18 protein-coding genes and 1 tRNA gene are annotated in these 24,138 nt (G+C 53.7%); 11 read left to right on the top strand and 8 right to left on the bottom strand.

Translation table 11 applies throughout. The features are described from left to right. Positions 1-35: 35 nt before the first annotated feature. A complete protein-coding gene (locus QTO31_RS15175; protein WP_301429929.1) occupies positions 36-806 on the bottom strand; it encodes an ABC transporter permease in 771 nt (256 codons plus the stop codon). Between the two features lie 438 nt (positions 807-1,244). On the opposite strand from QTO31_RS15175, the gene QTO31_RS15180 reads away from it, so the two are divergent. Next, a complete protein-coding gene (locus tag QTO31_RS15180) occupies positions 1,245-3,218 on the top strand; it encodes an alpha-amylase family glycosyl hydrolase (RefSeq protein WP_031460303.1) in 1,974 nt (657 codons plus the stop codon). A gap of 203 nt (positions 3,219-3,421) precedes the next feature. Here the strand turns inward: QTO31_RS15180 and QTO31_RS15185 are convergent, their stop codons facing one another. Beyond that, entirely contained in the window at positions 3,422-3,700 is a 279-nt protein-coding gene (locus tag QTO31_RS15185) for a metal-sensitive transcriptional regulator (protein ID WP_028458624.1), read from the bottom strand. Between the two features lie 41 nt (positions 3,701-3,741). Then, complete coding sequence (gene trxA / locus QTO31_RS15190; RefSeq protein WP_031460302.1) at positions 3,742-4,074, bottom strand: thioredoxin; 333 nt, start codon at positions 4,072-4,074, stop codon at positions 3,742-3,744. Between the two features lie 530 nt (positions 4,075-4,604). Between trxA and QTO31_RS15195 the strand changes: the two genes are divergently transcribed. Next, positions 4,605-5,339, top strand: coding sequence for a metal-dependent hydrolase (locus QTO31_RS15195; protein ID WP_031460301.1), 735 nt, complete (start codon positions 4,605-4,607; stop codon positions 5,337-5,339). 233 nt (positions 5,340-5,572) lie between these two features. Then, a complete protein-coding gene (glyA, locus tag QTO31_RS15200; protein ID WP_301429932.1) occupies positions 5,573-6,829 on the top strand; it encodes a serine hydroxymethyltransferase in 1,257 nt (418 codons plus the stop codon). A gap of 50 nt (positions 6,830-6,879) precedes the next feature. Here glyA and QTO31_RS15205 read toward each other — a convergent pair whose 3' ends face one another. Next, positions 6,880-8,262: a peptidase MA family metallohydrolase gene (locus QTO31_RS15205; RefSeq protein ID WP_301429934.1), complete on the bottom strand. Its 1,383-nt coding sequence runs from the start codon at positions 8,260-8,262 to the stop codon at positions 6,880-6,882. Between the two features lie 74 nt (positions 8,263-8,336). Here QTO31_RS15205 and QTO31_RS15210 point away from each other — a divergent pair, with 74 nt between their 5' ends. Further along, positions 8,337-9,530 carry a DUF3095 domain-containing protein gene (locus tag QTO31_RS15210; protein ID WP_301429936.1) on the top strand — a complete coding sequence of 398 codons (1,194 nt, stop codon included), beginning with the start codon at positions 8,337-8,339 and terminating at the stop codon, positions 9,528-9,530. Here the strand turns inward: QTO31_RS15210 and ppk1 are convergent. Then, complete coding sequence (gene ppk1, locus QTO31_RS15215; protein WP_301429938.1) at positions 9,514-11,601, bottom strand: polyphosphate kinase 1; 2,088 nt, start codon at positions 11,599-11,601, stop codon at positions 9,514-9,516. The genes QTO31_RS15210 and ppk1 overlap by 17 nt on opposite strands. Positions 11,602-11,748: 147 nt before the next feature. On the opposite strand from ppk1, the gene QTO31_RS15220 reads away from it, so the two are divergent. The 6 genes from QTO31_RS15220 to QTO31_RS15245 all read left to right on the top strand — a co-directional run bounded on the left by QTO31_RS15220 (position 11,749) and on the right by QTO31_RS15245 (position 20,390). Further along, positions 11,749-11,825: transfer RNA gene (locus QTO31_RS15220), tRNA-Val, on the top strand. Positions 11,826-11,915: 90 nt separating this feature from the next. Continuing rightward, positions 11,916-13,151 carry an MFS transporter gene (locus QTO31_RS15225; protein ID WP_301429939.1) on the top strand — a complete coding sequence of 412 codons (1,236 nt, stop codon included), beginning with the start codon at positions 11,916-11,918 and terminating at the stop codon, positions 13,149-13,151. A 36-nt stretch (positions 13,152-13,187) separates the two neighbouring features. Further along, positions 13,188-13,475 (top strand): hypothetical protein, encoded by a 288-nt coding sequence (locus QTO31_RS15230; RefSeq protein ID WP_301429940.1) that lies wholly within the window; start codon positions 13,188-13,190, stop codon positions 13,473-13,475. A gap of 75 nt (positions 13,476-13,550) precedes the next feature. Next, positions 13,551-16,016, top strand: a complete 2,466-nt coding sequence (locus tag QTO31_RS15235; protein WP_301429941.1) for a flippase activity-associated protein Agl23 — start codon at positions 13,551-13,553, stop codon at positions 16,014-16,016. Positions 16,017-16,035: 19 nt separating this feature from the next. After that, a complete protein-coding gene (locus QTO31_RS15240) occupies positions 16,036-19,410 on the top strand; it encodes a flippase activity-associated protein Agl23 (RefSeq protein ID WP_301429942.1) in 3,375 nt (1,124 codons plus the stop codon). Continuing rightward, positions 19,407-20,390, top strand: a complete 984-nt coding sequence (locus tag QTO31_RS15245) for a phosphotransferase (RefSeq protein WP_301429943.1) — start codon at positions 19,407-19,409, stop codon at positions 20,388-20,390. Before QTO31_RS15240 ends, QTO31_RS15245 begins: the two co-directional genes overlap by 4 nt. A gap of 233 nt (positions 20,391-20,623) precedes the next feature. On the opposite strand, the gene QTO31_RS15250 is transcribed toward QTO31_RS15245, so the two are convergent. After that, on the bottom strand, positions 20,624-21,172 hold the full coding sequence (locus QTO31_RS15250; protein WP_301429944.1) for a c-type cytochrome: 549 nt from the start codon (positions 21,170-21,172) through the stop codon (positions 20,624-20,626). A 751-nt stretch (positions 21,173-21,923) separates the two neighbouring features. Here QTO31_RS15250 and QTO31_RS15255 point away from each other — a divergent pair. Further along, entirely contained in the window at positions 21,924-22,082 is a 159-nt protein-coding gene (locus tag QTO31_RS15255) for a hypothetical protein (protein WP_301429945.1), read from the top strand. Between the two features lie 126 nt (positions 22,083-22,208). On the opposite strand, the gene QTO31_RS15260 is transcribed toward QTO31_RS15255, so the two are convergent. Both QTO31_RS15260 and selD read right to left on the bottom strand, forming a co-directional pair. Then, on the bottom strand, positions 22,209-22,589 hold the full coding sequence (locus tag QTO31_RS15260; RefSeq protein WP_301429946.1) for a 2Fe-2S iron-sulfur cluster-binding protein: 381 nt from the start codon (positions 22,587-22,589) through the stop codon (positions 22,209-22,211). 490 nt (positions 22,590-23,079) lie between these two features. Further along, positions 23,080-24,117 carry a selenide, water dikinase SelD gene (selD, locus tag QTO31_RS15265; RefSeq protein ID WP_301429948.1) on the bottom strand — a complete coding sequence of 346 codons (1,038 nt, stop codon included), beginning with the start codon at positions 24,115-24,117 and terminating at the stop codon, positions 23,080-23,082. Between the last annotated feature and the right edge of the window lie 21 nt (positions 24,118-24,138).

The raw sequence follows: 24,138 nt of genomic DNA on the forward strand, positions 1-24,138 counted from the left end.
GCACGCCTCCATCGTCAATCTGTTTCACGCCGCAACTATCGTTCGCGTTCCCAGTACACAATGAGGTGCTCAAGCCAGAGAAACAGACTGTGAAGGATAAGCGCCAGGCCAGCAGCAGCAGCGACCGCAGCAAACGCACGATCGGTTGCCAGGCGATACGTAGACGTGGTGATCAGATAGCCCAATCCCTGCCCCGCTCCAGCGAGTTCACTGACCAGCGCCCCAATAACGGCCAGTGCACCGGCCACGCGCAGACCGCTGAAAATGAAGGGGAGTGCTGCCGGTAGCCGAAGCATGCGCAAAATCTGCCATTTTGATGCACCGTAGGCTTCCATCATGGCCAGTTGTTCAGGGGCCGGACGGCGTAAACCGCTGATGGTAGCAATAAGGAGTGGAAAGCTGGCAAAGAGCGCGGCCATCGCCGCACGAGCTGCGATCCCAGGCCCTAACCAGACCATAAGCAGAGGAGCCAGAGCAACTGAGGGGAGACTCTGCCCCACCAGGATCCACGGATACAGCACGTCTTCGATTGGACGAACAAAGAGAAACACGATAGCCAGGCTGAACGCGACGCATATCCCAACGGCCAGTCCGAGCAGGGCCGCCCTAGCCGTAGCACCCGTGTGATATAGCAATCGCACTTCAGGCTGGAGTGCGGCTGCAATCACTCGCGAGGGTGGTGGTAACAGGTATACCGGAATACCGGCGGCTTGCAGCCCCCATTCGAGTAAGAGTAACAGAACAACGCCGAGCACCAGTGATAATCCCAGGCGATGGAACAAGTTGTGCGACGTGATTGCCTTCATAATGCTCTATATTACCATAGGTAGCAACGAGTGGTAGGGACAGGTTCCGCTCTGATACCTTGCAGATAGGTCACTTTGCCTGCCATTGGTATGCTCTTGAGCAGCGCGCCGGTTCTACCTATGCTCCCATAAGTCGCGGACTGGAAGCCAGTCATCCCGGGCAGCGCCAACCACGTGGCAGGCGATCATCCTGAGCGACAGGCATCACTCGTAGCGCTCTGCTCATTCGCAGAGAAGGAGTCGTCATCATGATGAAAATGTTGCCACTCACTACTGCCCTCGTTCCTAGCTCTATTGCGAGATTACCGGTTTTCAGCGATACTTGTGCTTCGGAAACGATAGCCCAGCCAGACGACAAAGAGGATCAGCGTTTTAGGAGATGCTTCTGCTATTGATAAAACGTTGTACGACCCAGGTGATAGAGGGTGAGGTTCAACAATGCACGATCTGGAGCGGATTCGACGTGAAGCAAAGCGATCATTAGATCGACTACTACCAAGAGTTTCCCAGGAATTTTTTGCAGCCTATGGCGCAAATGCCGATTGGTATGTGTTCGAGCAGCGATTACGGCACGAATGGCCACGGTTGTTTGAGTTGTTACTCAGTCTTTACGGTACGCAGTACGATTTCTTTTACCACCTCGAACAATTGTTGCTGATGATGGCCCGAAGCTGGTATGAACGTCCGTCCTGGCTCAAACAGCGTGACTCCCTACGCGAGAGCGACGCCGAATGGTTTCAATCAGAGCGCATGATGGGCGGTGTGCTCTACGTTGATCGTTTCTGTGGTACTCTCAGTCGCTTACGTGAGTTTATTCCGTATTTCAAAGAGCTGGGATTAACCTATCTCCATCTGATGCCGCTGTTTGCAGCACCGGAAGGAAATAACGATGGTGGCTATGCCGTTAGTAGCTATCGCCACGTGAATCCGCGACTCGGTACCACTGCTGAGCTTGCTGAACTGGCCTATGATCTCGATAGAGCAGGGATCAGCCTGGTGCTTGATTTCGTCTTTAACCACACCTCTGACGAACACGAATGGGCGCGACGCGCACAGGCGGGTGATCCCGATTATCAGGAGTTCTACTTCCTCTTCCCGGATCGCACGATGCCAGATGCTTACGAACGGACTCTGCGCGAAATCTTTCCAACGGTACGACGCGGGAGCTTTACCTGGCGGGCTGATATGCAGCGTTGGGTCTGGACGACCTTCAATAGCTTTCAGTGGGATCTGAACTACGCTAACCCGGCTGTCTTTCGCGCTATGGCCGCCGAGATGCTGTTTCTGGCCAATCTCGGTGTAGCGGTGTTACGTCTCGATGCGGTTCCATTCATCTGGAAACGAATGGGGACCAACTGCGAAAATCAACCCGAAGCGCACTGGATTATTCAGGCTTTCAATGCCATTGCGCGAGTTGCAGCGCCATCGCTGCTCTTCAAATCTGAGGCGATAGTCCATCCTGATGATGTCTTGAGCTACATCAGCCCTGACGAATGTCAACTCTCGTACAACCCGCTCTTGATGGCCTTACTCTGGGAGACACTGGCAACTCGCGAAGTGAAATTGCTGGCGCATTCGCTGAGCCATCGCTTTCGCTTGCCCCCAGGGTGTGCGTGGATCAACTATCTGCGTTCACACGACGATATTGGCTGGACATTTGATGACAACGACGCACGTGCGGTAGGGATCGATCCAACAGGTCATCGCCAGTTTTTGAATGCGTTTTACACTGGGCGTTTTCCGGGATCGTTCGCACGTGGCTTACCATTTCAAGAAAATCCTGATACTGGCGATGCGCGGGTCTCAGGTACCCTCGCTTCCCTAGCAGGTCTTGAACAGGCGCTGGAGAGTGCTGAACCACAGGCAATAGAAATCGCAATTCACCGTATTATTTTGTTGCATAGCGTCATCCTCAGTATCGGTGGGATTCCGTTGATCTACCTGGGTGATGAAGTAGGCACCCTCAATGACTATAGCTACATCAACGACCCGGCAAAAGCCATTGACAGCCGTTGGGTACATCGTCCGTTGCGCAACCAGTCAGCGATGAATCAACGTCACGATCCTACTACCGTGCCCGGTCGCATTTTCAGTGCCTTAACCTACCTTATCCACTTACGAACCAGTTTACCGGCCTTACGTGATGGCACGATGGAGATAGTACGCAGTGATAACCGTCATGTCCTCGCCTACGTGCGGCAGACGGGTTCACAGCGTGTATTGGTTTTGGTCAATTTTTCGGAATACCCACAGACGATTGCCGGTAATCTGCTGCGCATGTATGGTCCCGGCCCTGAACTATTCGACCTGGTTCACGAGCAGGTGGTAACAACATCAACAGACCTTACTCTGCACCCTTATCAGTTTGTCTGGCTAACACCGAGGTGGCCCACGGCCCACCGTTCTCGATAGTGTATTCGGGAAGCAGCGACGCGATGATCATTCGGGTAGAACGTGCAACCGGAGGCAGTGCCGTCGATAGCGGCATAACTTCACCAGACTAACAGGGGCGGGTTGAGAACCCGCCCTGTTGTGCTTATGAAGTGTGCGATGGGTTAACATCAAAACGCAGGCCAGAGGCCTGCACTGCCAGATAGAGAGGTATATGTTACGCGCTAACACACATCCTTAAACAACTCGATTAGCTCGCTGATCGTCTCCGCACGGCAGTTGTCCGGATCACTCAAACAGTTCTGGGCGTAGCATTCTAGCACAACACTATTGGCGCTGGCTAGAGCCTGCCGGATTGCCGCAATCTGGTGCACGATGTCGCGGCAATCGCGGCCTTCGGTAACCATACGCTGGATGCCGCGCACCTGACCTTCGATCCGCCGTAGGCGGCGCAATACTTCCTCACGCCGTTCCGGCGCAAGCGGACGAATTCCGGCATTCATGGCTGCTCCACTGTCTGAATCCGCTGCTGGTGATCGATCATTCACGCCGTTGCCAGAACTTTATCAAACAGCTCACGGTACATTGCCTCCGGTCGCGCACCAATGATTCGACTTACTTCGCGGCCGTTCTTGAAGATCACGAGGGTTGGGATACCCTGGATACCAAGTTGCGAAGCATATTGTACGTTGTCATCGGTGTTTACCTTGGCAATGGTGAGCCGCCCCTCATATTCGCCAGCTAGCTTGTCGAGAATTGGTGCAATCACGCGGCACGGGCCACACCACGGCGCCCAGAAATCCACAACAACCGGTGTTGGTGATTGCAAGACCTTTTCGGCAAAATCAGAATCATTGACAACAATTGGCTTAGCCATTGAACGTGTCCTCCTCTACAGTACGACCAGGATATATCATATACCCCCTAGGGGTACACTATACTCTGAAGCATGGCGACTGTCAAGAGGGTCGTTCATCGTGAGGGGTTTTTAGCGTTTTCACCTGACCTGGCAAAGGCGGGGAGCGAGGAAAGAGAAACAAGCACAGCAGCAGCAGCTTTCTGTTCCGACGGTGATCTGGAGCCAGGCCCTTCGTTGCGGCGCCGATCATACCCTGTCGCCACCTTTGCAGCGACGAGTTCCACTTCCCTACCTTCTTGCAGGGAGATGCACCAGCCGAATCCTTCCGGCCACGCACTCCGATGGTGGCGTAGCGTACCAAACTCAACCACAAACTAGAAACGTCGCCCCCTATCCGTACCCATTGTCGTCTGTGTCAACCCGCACACACCGATAGGAACCTTGCGTATGCTATGTTATACTGAAAGCGCAATCAGCGTAACACCTTCATGTGTAACCATCGGCAATAGCAGCACGAAGATCGCATTTTGTAAGGGAAGGAGGCAACCTTGGCAACGCTCGGACGTAATGTCACGATCACTCTGATCGGTCATGGCACCTTCCACCTGACCACGCCGGAAGGCCGCAATATTCTGATTGATGCGTGGGTAGACGGGAATCCGGCCTGTCCAGAGCCATGGAAGGCGCGGGTACGTGAGGGGCTGGCTGCGATCTTTGTCACGCACGGCCACTTCGATCACATTGGTGATCTGGTCGATCTGGCACGTGAAACCGGCGCAACGGTGGTCTGCCAGTATGATCTGGTACCCTACTTTGAAGGCCAGGGTATCCCCGCTGCGCAGATCGTTGGCTTCAATAAGGGTGGTACCGTCACCGTCGCCGATGTCCGTGCGACAATGACTACTGCTCACCACTCGAGCACAATCTATGAAAACGGGCAGATTATCAATCTTGGTACCGCGGCCGGATACGTATTGCGCTTCAGCAATGGCTTCACCATCTATCATACCGGTGATACCTGCGTAACGATGGATATGCAGATCATCGCCGAGCTATACCGCCCTGAGTTGGTGATTTTGCCTATTGGCGACCACTTTACAATGGATCCACGCCAGGCAGCTTATGCCCTCAAGCTGATGGGATCGCCTAAATATGCTATTCCTGAGCACTACGGGACGTTCCCTATTCTGGTCGGTACACCAGAGGCGTTGATCGAGCATTGCCGTGAGTTTGGTGTGACGACGGAGATCATTGCATTAAAGCCCGGTGAATCGGTTAGTTAGGGCATGGTCTGAACTGATCGTGCTATTGCGACGACCGTTTGCTCGGCTGCCTAAACTATACAATGATGGTCGTCGGCAGAAAGGGAACGATTGCGGTTGTTCTTCTTTTCAAACGTGCCTGAAGAGCCGATCCAAAACTGCGGGATGCAAAGACACAATCTTTGCATCCTCAAATGTTCGGACAGGTGCTTTGTTCGTAACAAAAGTTCTAGTTAGAAAAATGAGGCAATCACATGCTTGAACATCTTCGCGCAACCGATCCGCTCATCGCCGATCTGATCGAGCGAGAGGCGCAACGTCAACGGCAGGGGCTTGAACTGATTGCCAGTGAAAATTACACGAGTCTGGCAGTCATGGAGGCGCAGGGATCGGTTTTGACGAATAAGTATGCCGAGGGCTTGCCCGGTCGGCGTTACTACGGTGGATGCGAGTTCGTTGATGCGATTGAACAGTTGGCTATCGATCGGGCATGTCAGTTATTCGGGACAACCCACGCTAATGTGCAACCGCACAGTGGCGCACAGGCCAACATTGCCGTATTCACGGCACTGCTCCAACCAGGTGATACCATTCTCGGCATGCGGCTCGACCATGGCGGGCATCTGACCCACGGCAGCCCAGTCAATTTTTCTGGCAAGTGGTACAACGTTCATTTCTATGGTGTGGATGCCCAAACCGGACAGATTGACTACGATGATCTGGCAGCAAAGGCGCGAGCATTTCGCCCGAAACTGATTACGTCGGGCGCCAGTGCCTATCCACGGATCATCGATTTTGCCCGTATGCGTCAGATTGCCGATGAGGTTGGGGCATTGCTGATGGCCGATATTGCCCACATTGCTGGCCTGGTAGCCGCCGGTGAGCATCCTTCGCCGGTTGGTTACGCGCACGTGATTACGACAACGACCCACAAGACGCTGCGTGGCCCGCGTGGCGGTTTGATCTTGATGGGGGAAGAGTTTGCCAAACAACTCAACTCGAGTGTCTTCCCCGGAACGCAGGGTGGGCCATTGATGCACGTGATCGCCGGTAAGGCAGTGGCATTTGGTGAGGCGCTGCGCCCCGAATTTAAGCAGTATGCGGCCCAGATTCGGCGCAACGCCCGTGCATTAGCCGAAGGATTACTTGCGCAGGGCCTGTCTTTGGTGAGCGGTGGTACTGATAACCATCTGATGCTGGTTGATCTCCGTAGCACGGGGTTGACCGGAGCACAGGCACAACGTGTACTCGATAAAGCCGCCATTACCGTCAACAAGAATGCCATTCCCGACGATCCGCAACCACCGATGAAAACGAGTGGGATTCGGATTGGAACACCGGCAGTTACGACCCGTGGTATGCGTGAGCACGAGATGGCCCAGATTGCAGCCTGGATTGGCGAAGTACTGACATACCCCGACGATGAGGCTCGCCTGCACCGGATAGCAGGTGAAGTAGCAGAGATGTGCCGCCATTTCCCGGTACCGGCTGATATGGTGCAGGTGCGTTAACAACGTACAATGCAAACGGTTGGGGGTAGAAGTAACATTCTGCTCCCAACTTACCACGGTCGCGCTACCGGCATAAGCTGGCGACTAATAAATCGGAATGCGATTCCGGCTGCTCCGAAGAACAGCAACGCAATCGCGATACTCTGTTGTTGTCGGGCAAGCTGCTGACGCAGCGTCAGCGCGTTATCACGGCGCAAATTATCACCGAGAGCGGCAAATTCACGGGCCGCAGCTTCGGCATTCGTCTGAGCGCTGATGAGATCGAAGGTGCGAGCCTGTTCATACGCCTGTCGCAATCGCTCACTCGCCTGCAAGCCCCGTGCAACACGTGCCCGATACTCGGCCAGGATTGCCGTTTGACGAAGGTCGTTAATGTCGCGGTAAGCCTGTTCAGCTTGACCGATGAGGCGCTCTGCCTGTTCGTATTCACCGTTGAGCAATGCAGTACGGGCGGCTGAAGTCAACTGGTTGGCGCGCAGACCGGTCTGTGCCTGAGTCCGCAACGTCGTGATTGCTGTTCGTGTCGCTTCATCGGCGATAGGTTCAAGACGTTCCAGTTCCCGTAAGGCAGCTTCGTAATCACCCGCCGAAAGAAAACTTTGGACTGGCTGTAGATCGATTGCTGCCGGTGTCATCTGATGCGCATCGAGTTGTAAGAAGCCAGGTAACCAGTCCCGCCATTCGGCTTCCAGCGTCGTCGCCGAGACACCGTACACGGTAACCATTGCCGACCGATAACCACTGCTCTGGGCCAGGGTGACAAGAAACTGACGGAACCGGTCGATGCCATCACGCTCGATGAGAAATGCGACAATTGACCAGGTTTGTGGATAGCTCACGTCTGGCTGCCCGTAGATTGCATTGCGATCATCGAGCGTTGCCCACGACCACAAACCACCACGTTCAGCCAGAGTGCGCAAAACGGCCATCTTGCTATCACGATCTGGCCCTGGCAGTTCCATATATTGCGCAATGCCTTCCTGTAAACCAACATTGAGCTTCCCCGCGCTCAGATCGGCAGCAAAGATATGAGTGAGTTCGTGGCGGAGATTATTCACCTGGGCTGTCTGATCCTGAAGACGTGCACGTTCAACAATCACCACGACTTCCCGGCGGCGAAAATCGGCATGAGCGATAACACCAGGGACGGCACGTGCGGCTGGATTGACGGCGAAATATGCCTCACTGGTCGGATAGAGGCGTAATGTGAGTGGCGTTACCGGACGAAAGGCGAAGGTTGTGCTAAACTCATCATAGAGGCGATCAATGATTGCCGCGTATTCGTTTGCAATCACGACATCTTCAGGTGCATATACAACACGAAAGTAAGCTGTGCTTTGCTCAACCCACGTTGGTTGGGCCAGCGCAACGTGAGCAATCAAGAGTGCGCTGAAGACACCCAACGCGACGAGCCAGCCTTGTAATCGATTCATCACCTGTGCAGATATACGACCCATGATAAGCTTAGTGTACCACGCCTAAATGTCATCTGCCAGAGGGAAAGACCATGACAACAGATTTCTTTTCCCGTCTACCCATTCTAACGCGGTTTAGCGATATTACTGACCTGAATGCCTATCGACCGTTACCTGCCGACTGGACGGTCTTCGTGTGCGATGTGCGAGGTTCAACACGCGCTATTGCCGAAGGGCGCTACAAAGAGGTCAATCTGGTCGGTGCTGCTACTATCACCGCAGCCTTAAATATTGCCGGCAACATCGAGATTCCCTTCGTGTTTGGTGGCGATGGTGCTTCACTCGCTGTGCCACCTGAGCTGGCTGAAGCGACCGCGCAAGCGCTCAGCGCAGTGAGTGCATTGTCGCAGCAAGCCTTCAATCTCAATCTGCGGGTTGGCGCAATTCCGATGACCACGATTATCAGTGCCGGCTATCAAGTGCTGGTTGGACGCTTTGCCCTTACCCATAAGGTTGCACAGGCCGTTTTCACCGGTGGCGGGATCAGTTATGCCGAGAAGTTGACGAAGGATGAGGGCTATGCTGAACAATTTCTCATTGCATCTGGTAATGCCGATGATGCAAGGCTCGATGGGTTAGAGTGTCGATGGGACACCATCCATCCCCCTCATGATGCGGTGCTCTGCCTGATCGTACAGGTAACTCCGCAATTTGATCCAGAAGGATCAATGGCAATCTACCGTTCAGTTATTGAGACAATCGAACAAATCTATGGCGATGAGCAGACATATCATCCGTTGCGCTACAATCTGATGCAGGCAAGCGCCAATCCCAGAGCACTCTGGTCTGAAGCTCGCCTCCGGGGTGGTGACGGTCAGTTAGCTCAACTAACCTATTGGGCACACATCTATGGCCTAAACCTGGGCGTTCGTGGTTATCGCTGGTTACAACGGCTGCGTGGTGAAGACCTATGGTGGGATCGCTATCGCCAGCACGTTGCCACAGCGGCTGATTATCGTAAATACGATGACACCTTGCGGATGATAATTTCTGGTACTGATGAGCAACATGCGCAATTACTGGCCTGGTTGACAACTCGTGCTGAAGCCGGCGAGTTGGTCTTCGGCGCGCACCGTTCACCGGAAGTGATGCTGACCTGTCTCATTTTCGAGCGCATGGGGCGCCAGATTCACTTTGTCGATGGCGCCGACGGCGGTTTTACGCTTGCTGCCCGCGACCTCAAGCAACGCCTTCGCGCTGCAACACCGGTCAGCACCAGGGAATAATGCGGTTTGGGTCTTGGCTATCGATCACCTCGGCGCCATTTGGAGTTACCCGCACATACCGACCATCAGGTTGGAGTTCGCGGGCACGCAGATTATCGGCAAGGTACGTCTTCAACAAGATTTCGGTCACGTACTGAATGGCACCTGGATCCGTCAGCGGAAAAAGCTCTTCAACCCGCCGATCTAGATTACGCTCCATCATATCGGCACTACCGATATAGATTTTCGGTGTGCCACCGTGGTGAAAGTAATAGATACGGCTGTGTTCAAGATAACGCCCGACAATAGAACGAACGCGGATGTTATCGGAAAGACCGGGTATCTGGGGGCGCAACGAGCACATGCCACGAACAATCAGATCAATCTGCACTCCAGCCTGGGAGGCAGCGTACAGAGCGTCGATAATTTTCGGATCAACGAGCGCATTCATCTTGAATATCAGCCGACCATTTCCATGGCGCTGGTGCAACGCAATCTCCTCTTTGATCAACTCGGTGATGCGCTGACGCAGATTGACCGGTGCAACCAACAGCGCGCGATATTCCTTTTGGCGACTGTAGGCTGTCAGGTAATTAAAGAGATCGACCACATCATCAGCAATATCCGAACGACAGGTCAGTAGGCCTAGATCGGTATAGACACGGGCCGTCGCCGCATTGTAGTTGCCGGTGCCGAGATGTACATAACAACAAATACCGTCAGTCTCCTGACGTACCACCAGTGCCAGTTTGGCATGCACTTTGAGCCCTACTAACCCGTACACAACATGCACCCCAGCACGTTCCATTGCCCGTGCCCAGGTAATGTTGTTCTCTTCATCGAAACGGGCCTTCAGTTCGACGACAACCGTCACTTGCTTACCCTGCTCGCGGGCGTGCATAAGCGCCTGAACGATGGGCGAATTACGACCGACCCGGTACAGGGTTTGCTTAATCGCCAGCACGTGTGGGTCTTCGGCGGCGGCTTGAATAAAATCAATGATCGGCGTAAATGAATGATAAGGATGGTGTAGCAAAATATCTTGCTTCTTAATCGCTTCAAAAATATTGGGGGCATTCTTCAGCACCACCGGCAAACGTGGCACATACGGCGGGTCTTTCAGGTCTGGACGATCAAGTTGGGTCAGTTGCATGAGATCGCTCAGGCCAAGCGGCCCACGGACAGTATAAATATCTTCTGGCCCAACCTTCAGATTCGTTGCCAGCAACTGGCAGATACGGTCAGGCATTGCATTATCGATAGCTAGCCGCACCACTTCACCGAAACGACGTTGACGTAGGCCCTGTTCGATGGTTGCCAGCAAATCGTCGGCTTCATCCTCTTCAATTTCAACATCGACATTGCGTGTCACCCGAAACGGATACACCTCGACCACATTCATCTTAGGAAAGAGTTTCTCAAGATGATCGGCAATCACCTGTTCTAGCCAGACGAAACAATGACAACGAGCGGCGGGAAGATCGTTTACCGGTGGACAAAGTTCAGACGGCAGCGGGATTAATCGGGGCAAGACCTCTGGTACCTTCACCCGAGCAAAGAGTTCACCTTTTGCCTGATCGTGAATAACGACAGCAAGATTGAGACTCAGATTAGAAATAAACGGAAACGGACGGCTTGAGTCGAATGCCAGTGGGGTGAGGACCGGAAAGATCTGACGATGAAAATAATCACTTACCCAAGCCCGCTGCTGTTCGTTGAGGGTTGTAGTATCGAGAATCATGATCCCCTGCTTGTAGAGAGCAGGCAAAAGTTCATTTAATAGCAGGTCTCGCTCTTGCTGGAGTAGTGGAATCAGTGCCTGCCGAATTGCGCTGAGCTGCTCGGTTGGGGTTTGTCCATCGGGTGAGCGCTTTTGGACACCGGCGCGGATCTGTTGTTTGATCCCGCTCACCCGGATCATAAAAAATTCATCGAGATTTGAGGCAAAAATGGCCAAAAATTTAACACGCTCAAGCAGCGGGTTGCGGGGATCCATCGCCTCTTCAAGCACGCGACGGTTAAACTCGATTAAACTCAATTCACGATTGAAGTATCGTGGTTCAGTAATGGTTTGGACCGACTGGGTAGTCATAAACGAAAAATCGCTGTTAATAACCAGACACCGTGAGCGCCTATCGCACGTAGCAATACCAGGAATAATATAACGTATCGTATAGTATAGCCGTTCTTAACCGTTTGCACAAACCGGCCAAATGTGCTATACTCTTGGCTAGCATGCGGGCGATTAGCTCAGTTGGTTAGAGCGCATCGTTCACACCGATGAGGTCACTGGTTCGAGTCCAGTATCGCCCACCATCTGTTGCGCGGCCGGTTGGCCGCGCACTGATTTTCGCCCCGAGGTGTGATCGCTCGCCATGTTTGCGAGCCGGTCAGAGGCAACTCGCTATGCAACCGCTTATTGCACGTGCCGAAATACGTGCACTGCTCAAGCCGACCACAACCACCGAACGTAATGTACGGAATGTTCTCATTGATGGTATTGGCGTCGGTATTGTAACCGGGATCAGCGTCTTCCTGCCCATCTTCCTGGCTCGTCTGGGGGCATCAAGTTTACTGGTTGGCTTGATCACCTCACTTCCGGCATTAGCCGGTGCACTCTTCGCCCTCCCAATTGGCCGCTTTCTCGAGCAGCAGCGCAATATCGTGGTCTGGTACTCGGGCATGCGGTTTTGGGTATTGATCTCGTATGCGGTGTTTGGCTGCCTACCCTTCATCTTACCGCTGAACATCGTGCCGTGGACGATCATCATCTTGTGGGCTTTGGTGACCATTCCCTCGACCTTTGTTAATGTCGCGTTTACCATAGTCATGGGAGATGTCGCCGGACCACAGCGTCGTTATGCACTGATGAGCATGCGCTGGTCGAGTTTAGGACTGGCAACGGCAGTGACGGTAGCGACGGTAGGCGCCGTGCTTGAACTATTTCCTTTTCCATTCAATTATCAGGTAGTGTTTATCGGATCGGTGGTTGGCGGACTGCTCAGTTTCTTCTTTTCGCGGTCGATCACCTTACCCGACCGCAATCCAACACCACGGCAACATGGCGCCGAATCACTGCGTGATGCCCTTCATCAAGCGCCACTACCATTTGTGCAGTACGCATTGAGTGCATTTGTCTTTCGGAGTGGGATTGCGATGGCAATCCCGCTTATACCACTCTATTATGTGCGTGAAGCCGGGCTGAACGATGCCTGGATCGGTCTGATAAGCATGATCGGCAACGGTGTATTGCTGATTGCATACGCGGTATGGTCAGCAGGTGTGCCACGTTTAGGGAACAGAGGAGTATTGCTTGCCAGTAGTTTCGGTATGGCATTGTACCCGTTTGGGCTAGCTGCCACCGACACCCCTCTAATCATGGCTGTACTGGCAGGGATAGCTAACTTTTGTGTCGCCGGGAACGATCTGGTCAACTTTGATCTGGTATTGAGTACCATTCCCGCCGAACGGCAGGCGACATACATTGGGGTTTTTCAGACATTGCAAAACCTGGCGCTCTTTGTCATGCCGCTGATCGCAACTTCACTCGCCGACCAGATTGGAATCAGCGCTACCTTATTGGTGGCCGGTCTCATACGCTTGTTGGGTGTGGCACTCTTTGCATGGTTGCGCATTGGGTAACTTGCGAAGTCGCCGCGTGATGCACATATGGTAGCTATGTCACAACCCACACTTCGTACTATCTCGGTGATCCGTCGTGGCTATGGACGACGTTACACCGACTTACCAATTGATGAGCTGTCTCAGCAGCGAGTCATGATCGATTGCACAGGTGGCTATCTTAAACCAACAATGATTGATTTACAGCCTGATGATCTGGTGTACTGGCGGGAACAGGGACGATATGTAACTGCCCGGATCGAGCGTGTGCAACGCGATGAACAACGTTTGATCGCCTGGCTGCGCGATGTAAAGGTGATGCCGGAAGACTTTTTTCCGTATTGAGCAGCTTGCTATGCGTTTGCCGTTCGTGTACAATGCCTGCGGTTTCTATAGGTACTGCGCAGCGCACTGAAATATATGTCGGTGATTGAAAACGTTGATCGGCGCTGGACTCCAACAGTAGAACAGCTTTGTTATACAGGGATTGCCATTCTGGCAATCATCAGTCGCCTGTGGGCATTGGGTGATCGGGCATTACACCACGATGAGACACTGCATGCAGCCTATTCCTGGTTTCTCTACAGTGGTCGTGGCTACATGCACGATCCTTTGTTGCACGGCCCACTCCTCTACTTTCTAGGTGCGCTGTTTTTCTTTCTGTTTGGTGATAATGACACGACAGCACGTCTTAGTGCAGCTCTGGCTAGCATTGCTCTCACGCTCAGCCCGATATTGTTACGCCCGGTGATTGGGCGACGGGCAGCATTAATGGCGAGTCTCTACTTACTGATCTCGCCGGTAGCCCTCTACGTTGGACGCTTTTTCCGTCACGACATTTTTTCGGTTGTTTGTGAAATCCTGGTATTCGTGGCAATTGTGCGCTACGCTGCCGATCCACGTCCACGCTGGCTGTACCTGGGAACAACAGCACTAGCGCTCATGCTGACCAACCAGGAGACGACGTACCTTTATATTCTGATCTTCGCTTTCCCTCTCGCGATCCTGTTCTGCTGGCAGGTGTATCGACCGGGCATCGCCATCATTGCCGGTCTCGGTATCGGGCTGGCACTGCTGATATTTGTCTTGCCCGGTACCGCAGTAGTTGATGGTGCGCACCACGCCAAACGCGATGCCAACGGTTTGATTGAAGTTGCCCAACCCGGCCCTATCTTCGGATGGCCACCACTCGAAACCGAAGACAACGGGTATGCTCTGCTGGTACGTAATCGGGCTGATACTGACGGTGATCGTACTGTCTGGGAAAATGCTGTGCGGTACCTGGCCGACATCGGTCGGTTTATAAACCATCCGGCGATCATCAGTGCCATCTTGCTGGTGACGATTGGATTGGGAATGTTTATCTGGCTGATCTGGTTTCGATGTGACGCCGCCGGGATAACACCATGGGATTATGCTATCGGGCGTGGTGAACCGGCTGCTCGCTTATTGCTCAGTCTGGGAACTGATCGGCGCTGGCAGGGCGCATTGATCATCTTCGCCACGATTTATACGCTCTTCTTTACTGCAATGTTTACGAACGTGCTAGGTCTCATCTCAGGAGTGGCCGGTTCGCTGCTCTACTGGCTGGCCCAGCACAACGTTCAACGTGGAAGCCAGCCGGCCCACTACTATGCAGTCATCTTAGCAACCTACGAGCCGTTACTCTGGTTAGGGATGATCATCGGCCTGCCATTGGTGATACAGGCAGTACGACAACGACGACCAGAGGCGTTTGCAGTAGGTTTGATTGCCTGGTGGGCCATCGCCTCGTTTGCGATATACTCCTGGGCCGGCGAGAAGATGCCGTGGCTAACGATCCATATGACGCTACCGTTCACCCTGCTGCTGGCATGGGGAGTGAGCAGGTTACTGGAGCTGGCCCAACAGCAGGTAATGTACTGGCAACAACTATGGGCAGAGTCGGCAGTTCCGGCCTCGGCAGAGGATAACGCCGTAACCGGGCACACCGCTCAGAGTGGCGCCGGTGATCTGCCAGCGCAGAATACGACTAACCAGCGATGGCTTGATGATAATCAAGCAGGTTTCCTGGGCTTGCCCAGAGGTTCGTTGGTCGGATTTGGTTTGCTGTTCGGGTTGATCATCTGTCTAGGCTTTCTCTTGCTCTCAATTACGATTGCTGCTGGGCCAACATCACCCATTCAACCCTGGATGGCATTTCTCTTCACCCTAACACTCTTGCTGCTGCTCGTCATTGGAAGCTGGCTCCGTTGGGGTTGGATCGTGACTGCGACCTTAACCACAATCTGCCTGATCCTGGCGGTTGGCCTCTATACAGTGCGTGGCAGTATCCGTCTGGCCTACCAAACCGGTGACGTAGCCCGTGAGATGATGGTCTACACCCAGACTTCACCCGACGTCATGCGAGTAGTACGTCGCCTGGAAGAGGCAGCAATGCGACGAGCAGGAGGAACCCGCCTCCCGCTCATGTACGATAACGAGACGGTCTGGTTGTGGTATTTACGTGATTGGCCTGGCGCGATTGCAGTACCAGGGGGAAGACTGAATGGGCCGCCACCTGCTGATGTACAGGCCGTGTTGATCTTACAAGAGAATCTCGACCGATACCCCGAAAATCGCACTTATCTCCAGGGATTTGTGCTGCAACGTTACCCCTTGCGCTGGTGGTTTCCAGAAGATCAAGTGTATCGCATCAGTGGATTCACCAGCGGATCACTGCTTGAACGCCTGTTCCGCAATCCGTTCGATTACGAGACCACGGCGCAGTTGTGGCGATATTTGATGTTCCGGCAACCACCGGCCGGTTTAGGCTCAACCGATTTTGTCATTGCAGTGCGACCAGAACTAGCTCGCCAGATCGGGATCGGCCTCGGTGGTACGCTACACATGGACAATAGCAGGTAGACGTTTCGGTTAACATATTATGTCAACAAACGTATTCTCAACTGCCCAGGTGCTTAACCAACGCTTGCGCATCGACTGGCTCACCTGGGAAACAGCAGCCTACACCGTCATCGTAATTGCCAGCATTGTAGCCCATCTCTGGGGTCTAGACCGCATGGCACTGCATCACGATGAATCGATCCATGCCTGGTCAAGTTGGCGACTCTACACGGGTGCAGGTGCCTTTTCGTGTTGGAATGGTCTCGACGAAAACGGCAATGCACGTGGCGGCCTCTATCACGAGACCTACTGTTACGATCCGGTATATCACGGGCCATCACTCTATTTTCTGACAGCACTGACCTACTTTTTATTTGGCGACGGCGATGCCCAGGCTCGTTTACCCATGGCCCTGGCCGGAATTGGTTTGGTGGCATCAGCCTGGTGGCTGCGACCGTATCTCGGGCGCGGAGGAACACTGGTGGCAGCACTGTTGCTTGGTTTTTCACCATCGTTACTCTACTACACCCGTTTTGCTCGCCACGATGGCTTGATGGTGTTGTGGGAGTTGTGGATGGTGATCGGCGCATTACGGTGGATCGATACCGGTCAGCGCCAGTGGTTGTACCTGGTTGCATTAGGCCTGGCACTGGCTATTGCAACCCATGAACTGTACTATATTTTGCTCTTCATCTTCGGGGTATTCGTGTTCATGCGGTTGCTGGCCGAGAGCCGTCTGGCCCGTTATCAAAATATTGTGCTGCTGATCGTGATCGGTCTGTGCCTGGTGCTCATGGTCCTCAATCCGCCGCTGCCGTTTGGGCGTGGCCTGTATGTTGGCGAAAAGGCATTCCTGATCGCGTCGGCGCTAGTGCTGGCCTGGCTGTGTCAGCGCCTGTGGCCGCCCGAACCGGTGTTGACCACTCGTTTGCGTGCATTGTGGCAAGAGGAACGAACGACTCTCTGGACGGCGCTGGCTATTCTCGGTGGAGTGTACCTGGTGCTCTACACCAGTTTCTTTACCTACCTGCCCGGCGCCATCGATGGAATTACCGCCGGTCTCATCTACTGGCTGGGGAGCCAGCAAGAGTATGCACGTGGTGATCAGCCCTGGTACTACTACCTGATGCTTCTCCCCCTCTACGAACCATTGGCAGTGATCAGTGGCTTAGGCGTTGTCATCGCAATGGTGGTCGCCGTTGTGCGACGACAATGGTTCTCCAGGCAAAGGGCACTACCCACGACCGTTGAGGAAACAGGCGATCCTGCCGGGCAAGATGTTGACGAGACCGCACGACTCATTGCTCTGGCACCCTGGCCCCTCTACCCGCTGTTGATCGTCTTCTGGTTCTTTACGGCAACCATCATCTTTTCGTGGGCCGGTGAAAAAATGCCTTGGCTGGTTGTGCACATGGCGCTGCCGGGGAATCTCCTCGCAGCGTGGGTTGTCGGGCGCATGATTGATGTCGTCCGCCGAGCACGGGTCGGCTGGCGCATCTGGCTCATTCCACTCCTTATCCTCCTCTTGGGGGTGGCGGTGGGAGTTGCCTTCTGGCGGTTGAGTAGCGGTGGTCAGACGGCGATATTGCAGGCCATCATTCCACTCCTGATCATCTTCGGGTTGATTTATGCCTTCCTCTCGCTCATTACTCAACTGCATGTGCGTGCGGTCAGCACGGCAATTGGTCTGACCGGCGCCGCTTTACTGGCCGCCTACATGATTCGGGCAACGTGGCTGGTGGTCTATGATCACCCAGATGTACCTGTTGAACCACTGATCTATACTCAGACCGCACCGGATGTACCACGCTATGCGGCTGACATTCGCGAGTTGGCGATTAATCTTACTCGTGGCTACCGGGGGCCACAAGACCCTACCGGCGGGTTGACAATGCCGCTCATTCTTGATGGTGGCGACAAAACTGCTGAAGGCTCGCTGGCCTGGCCGTTGCAATGGTATCTGCGTGATTTCCAGCATATCAACTGGGTAAATGGGAGCGAATTGGGTCGTGTGCCATCAGTTGATCAACTGACCGTCACTATGCCTGATGGCAGACGTGATCTGGCTCCGATTGTGATGCTGTATCGCCCCTTTGTAACCGACCGACTCCGCGATACATTGCGCGAGTCGTATGTACAGCCTTACGGTCCGGTCGGAATGTTCAACTGGTGGTTCCCAGAAGGCAACAAATGCGCACCGCAAAGTCCCGGGTATAAGCGATTTTATTACAGTACCTGGACGGCAGCCGCAGCCAAAGAAGATTGTGGCCGTGATCTCAGCAACGAGCTACACGGGCCATTCGATGTGTTGCTCTGGCCATTTCAACGTGAAAACTGGCCGACTCTAGGACGTTATCTTCTCTTCCGTCAACTTCCCGAACCGCTCACGCTGAATGGACGCGAAGTTGAGGTGTGGTTGCGCCGCGACCTGGCCGGAGGAGTCGGTCAAACCACAACTGTTGTCGCAGCACCCGAATTACGACTGGCTGCACAAAACGAGATTCGATTGTCGAATGGTAGTAGCGGAGCGACCGGTATCGCTATTGATCAACAAGGACGAATCTTCATTGCCGATACATTCAATCATCGGATCGAAGTCTTTACATCCGATGGTTCGCTCATTCGCAATTTCGGTACACAGGGCAATGGTATCGATCAGTTCTACGAACCGCGTGGCTTGGCCGTTGATCCGCAGGGTAATCTCTATGTAGCCGACACCTGGAACGCCCGCATCGTCAAGTACAGCGCCGACCTGCGCCCAGTAGCAAGCTGGGGTAGTGGCGATATGGATCTCGGTGATGGACGACGGGCAACAATCACTGAGGGGGATCCGGCACGGAATGCGGCTGCACCACTAGGCTTTTTCGGACCACGTGGCGTTGCGGTTGATGCTGACGGGAATGTGTATATAGCCGACACCGGTAACAAACGGATTGTTGTCACCGATAGCAACGGTCAATTTCTCTATCAATTCGGTGGTGCTGGAAGCGCCCCTGGTCAATTCAATGAACCGACCAGCCTGGCGTTTGATGCCGCCGGTAACTTGTATGTCGCCGATACCTGGAACGGGCGTGTACAGGTCTTTGCCCGTACTGCCGACGGTCGGATTGATCCGATACCCTTGACAACGTGGCCGGTACCAGGGTGGCAGGCCAATACTTACGATGATCCGATGCTGGCAGTCAGCCCTGATGGCACTGTGTACGTAGCAGTACCAACCCGCCAGTATGTGCTCACATCGCAGGCCAACGGTACGCCTCTGCTACGCTGGACAGGAGTGGGCAGCGATGGCGTACCAATCGTCAGCCCGAGTGGCATTGCTGTAGCCGCTGATGGAAGTATCTGGATTGTTGATCGACTCGGCGGACGAGCTGCACGCTTCAGCTTACCGATGCTTGCACCATCAACGCCATGATGATCACCGATTTTCGTCACCTCAATCATACCGTTTCACCGGCAGCCTCTGAACTAAGCGAAGCATGGCAGCGGAGTCTTAGTCGGTTGGGTGACTACACCGCTATCATAGTACGTGCTTTGAGTCTACGTCCGCAAAACGCAACCTTATACCGCCAAACTGAGCGTCATATCCTGGTGCGCTTAACTTTACCTACTGAGCATGTCATCTTACGCATCTCCCCGGAAGACGATCTGGCGGCACATACCACATTTTTACGCGGCCTGGCGTTGAGCAGTGTTCCCGGCGCACGGATCATCCAGCGCGATCTGAGTAAGACATTCGTACCGTTTGCGTATACGCTTGAAAGTTTCGTCACCGGACAAACAGCAGCCGAGTTACACGATGAGCACCTCCTGTACGGCATTGCTCGTCAGGCAGGGCGGGCACTACGGCGATTACACCGTCAAACGATGCCCGGCGCCGGACGCCCAACAAGCAATGGCCGCTGGCCACGGTTGAGCTGGCGACATGTGTTGATCGCTATCGGGCAGCGTCTGGCCGGTTTACCAACCCCACAACTCATCTTCAGTGCGGAAGAGGTTGCAATGCTGCAAACCATTCTTCAAGACCCACGAATCGACTGTGCGATGCCAGTACTGATGCATGGAAACTTCGGCCCACAGGCAGTACGATGTACGGTTGGTGGTCAACACGTCCATCTGGAAGCGCTGGAAGAACCGGGATGGTTCATCAGTGGTGACGGTTTATTCGATCTTGCGTTTGGGATGCGAGCACACTTGCCGGCAGCCTGGCGGGAAGGACTGTACGAAGGATACTGTAGTGCCGGCATGCTCAGTCCGGCAGAAACTGAACGGTTCCACCTGTTACACCTGTTAAGTTGTGCGTGGAGTGCCTGCGATCGCTATGCGCACGGATTGCCGCATGAGCAGGATGTGGAAGAAGTACGGCGCATATTGGCGAGCGTGGCATCTGGTTGACAACGTTTCGTCGTTCAGATCGAGGATGAAACATCAGCCGGCGCAATGTACAAATACTAGCCGAGACAGCGGGTAAACTGCTCCCTCCGCGATAGTACGATGTGCACGGGATAGACCTGTAGGGGCAAGGCACCACCTTGCCCCTTGTCCAAATGTTTTATCGGTGTCAGGCTGGTTGCGAGTCGTGTTGTACTCAGGAACGTTTTATCCATCGGTTCTGAGTAGACACCCTCTCACTCTAATGTACGCAGATACGCCATCAAATCAGCCATCTGCTCATTGGTGAGCGGCGTAGGTGGCATATAACCAATACTGCCTGATCCACCAGTTCTAATCCATTCGGCAATATTCGCTTCACTACGCTCTTTCCCATTCGGCAATAGCCCCTGATAGTCTACCCCATCAGGCAACTTTGGCCCCTCGATACTGAACAACCCGGCCAGACCTGGGCCAAGCAGGGTATTTGTTGAAGTAGAATGACAACCAGCACACGAAGCGAATACAGTCTTACCACGATTGGGATCACCTTTCGCCGAGAGCGACGTATCAGCAAGTGCTGGTGGCAATTCAGTATTAGCCACACTAGCCGCTGCCGAAGAATTGCTTAATGCAACAACTTGATGGGCTGCGTTTCCCTGATCAGTAGTGGCAGGTTGGCTGATTACAGCCACTGCCTGGTTGCTAGGGTCGGGACCAGTTGAAGACGTGTGAGTGGTGCTGGCACATGCCGCAAGAATGGTTGACAGAGTCAACACATACATCCAGTAAAACACTTTTTGCATGGTCTTCTCTCCTGTGAGTAGATAACGTCTAACACTGACGGAGTCGTTACCAATACCAGAATTTGTCAATGCCCGAGTCGCTTCACCAGGTTCGATCTAACAGCATCTCTTTCCAGGCTTTTCGGCGCTTTCAGATTTTGGTCGTGTTTGCCACGGATGTCGTTCACACCCGCATGACGGTCCTCGATCCACGCAGTCCCAGGGTGCGCGAGCCGCTGATCCAGGTTGTATGGTCATTCTGGATCAGGACTACCCGTCAATGGTCAGGGTGAGTAAAACCTGCCCTTCCTATGCGCAATCACGGTCATCAGTGGTGAGATGATAGGGAAACGGTCGCAGAGCACATCAGAACGAGAAGCTGCACGTGCCCTGCCTGATGCTCTGTGGATAGGTTAAGAACCCGACACTACTACGCTCGTTTCGCTTTCCGATCCCCGTTCCTCTCACCTGGAAAGGGTGAAAACTCCGAACAGCCCTCATCGCTTTCCTTACCCCTGGTGTATTAAGATATAAGTAGTATAGTTTGTCGATCTATGATCGGGAAGATCCAAAGAAATCAACATCGTGATCTGAACGGATCGATCCAGGCATATTTCTTATCGCTTTCGTGTATACAATCTTCCACGTTACGAATAATTTTTCCACTCAGCAAAACAGAAACGACAGCTCTGCATGGATACTGTGCTATCGTGGACTAGGCATGGAGCCGTTTAGATGAAGAATGAAACATTCTGCCTGGCAGGTATTGCCCATGGCAGAAGGGCTAGGCACGAACATCCTGCTTGTTACCGCACCGGTCGAGACGGAAGCCCGAAGCTCCGTGATGGTAGTGATCCCCTACAAGGATGCGTTATCGCAACGACGACGTAGTGGCAAAGTGTCGGCAATTATGCCCGTCACTGCGGGCTGATGCTGCGCACGGTAATCACCTATCGTCACTATCCAAACCCAAACCGCTCCCATAAAGGGAGCGGAAGGGAACGTTGGCACAAACAACTATCGGCAAGGGAACGTCAATCACTCCCTCAGACCTGGGTTACGAGTGCTGCGCAGCGAGTGTTGACCGTGGGTAAGTGGTTGGATCGGGGGTTACTGTGGGTTCAGGGGTCGGGCCAGTATCAGTCCAACCCTGGCTTTCGAGGGTCATCGGTACTTCGGCAATCACCATATCGTGGTTGCAGACAATCTGGCAAGCAAGACGGTACTGTCCAAGGAGACCTCGTTCGTTCAATTTGGCATATTCAGCAGCGGTCATCTCTTCAGGCTCACCTTCGGCAAACACAACCCGGCAGGTAGTACAGCGGGCATTTCCACCACAACGATGCCCGATCGCGATCCCAGCTTGCTCGATGGCCAGCACCAGCCTGGTCCCAGCCTCAACATTCACTGAACGCTCACCAATGGTGATTACAGGCATAATCCCTCCATCACAATGTCTTCTTACAATAGGAGTATATTTTCAAACTACCATCAAAAGAGTATCTCGTCAACCAGCTATAACCGTAGTCAGAGCTTTTCCGCGTTCGCAGTACCCGTGCTGCAAAGCGTTTCTAGCCTCTTCACCCTACCTCAATCCCTTTCCGCCACCGGTGCGGAAGAGGAAGGAGCGATGAAGGTAGTTTGGGCATACGCCCTGATAGTGTTTCTTGAGACGCAGTTGAGTTCTAGCACTGCAACCTCAGAACGTGAACCAGAAGAGGAGGGTTCATCATGCCAGAAAACTCAAAGAACCTCATCGAAGACCTGAATTTCTGAGCGCCTGTTAAAACCACGAGTTTCTAATCAGGCTCTTAGAATCGGTGAAGAAGCGCAACAGATTCTAGACGTTCCTCAGAGTACGCCGTGCGGCTTCAGGCTGGTAAACCAAACTATTACGATGTTTCGATACTGGTGAGATAAATAGTCGGCTATTGAACTATCAGACCACTACCACCGATCACCTCACCGATCTCCCAGATCGGCTGCCCAACCGCAGCGCATAGCGCTTGCAACGTGTTGGCAGCAATGGGCGGTGCAACGGTCAGCAATCCGCCTGACGTTTGCGGGTCGGCCAGCAGCAGTTGATAGACAGGGGGAAGATTAGGAGCAAAGGTGGTAAACGAAGCGGCAAATTCAAGATTACGTCGTAAACCACCGGGGATCATGCCGGCTTCGGCATAGGCAAGTGCACCGGGGAGAGCTGGCACAGCACCGGCATCAATAATCAGGGATACGTTACTTTGACGGGCAATCTCACCGGCATGACCGAGCAGACCATAGCCGGTCACATCGGTAGCGGCATGAATTTCGACCTGTTCCATTAGTTCGGCAACACGCCGGTTGAGAGTCACCATGCTCTCGATAGCGCCTTTGAGATCAGCTTCGTTAACCGCATCACGCTTAGCGGCAGTCGTAATGATACCGGTGCCAAGCGGCTTGCTGAGCAACACCCGATCACCGGATCGCGCTCCGGCTTTCGTCACAATGCGCCGTGGATCGATGAGACCGGTCACACACAAGCCATACTTTGGTTCACGGTCGGTCACCGTATGACCTCCAACCACGACCGCGCCGGCTTCAGTGGCTTTATCGATACCGCCCTGCAGAATGGCCGAGATGATCGATTGATCGAGGTTATCGGGAAACGCTGCAATAGCTAGCGCGAGAATCGGTTTCCCCCCCATGGCATACACATCGCTGAGCGCGTTAGCCGCAGCGATAGCGCCATAGATGTATGGATCATCGACAATCGGCGGGAAGAAGTCAACCGTTTGCACAAGCGCCGTGTCGCTATTCAGTTGGTAGACGGCGGCATCATCGCTTTCGGACAAGCCGACTAACACCTGCGGGTGAGCAGGTGTGCGAAGCGTAGCCAGCACTGAAGCAAGGGCGCCCGGCCCCAACTTTGCTGCTCAGCCAGCGCATGATGCCAGGGTTGTCAATCGAATTTGTTCGCGTTTGTCCATTGTTGACATTCCAGAAACAAT

This window comes from Chloroflexus sp. MS-CIW-1, from assembly GCF_030444705.1.
In the GTDB taxonomy this organism is placed as follows: domain Bacteria; phylum Chloroflexota; class Chloroflexia; order Chloroflexales; family Chloroflexaceae; genus Chloroflexus.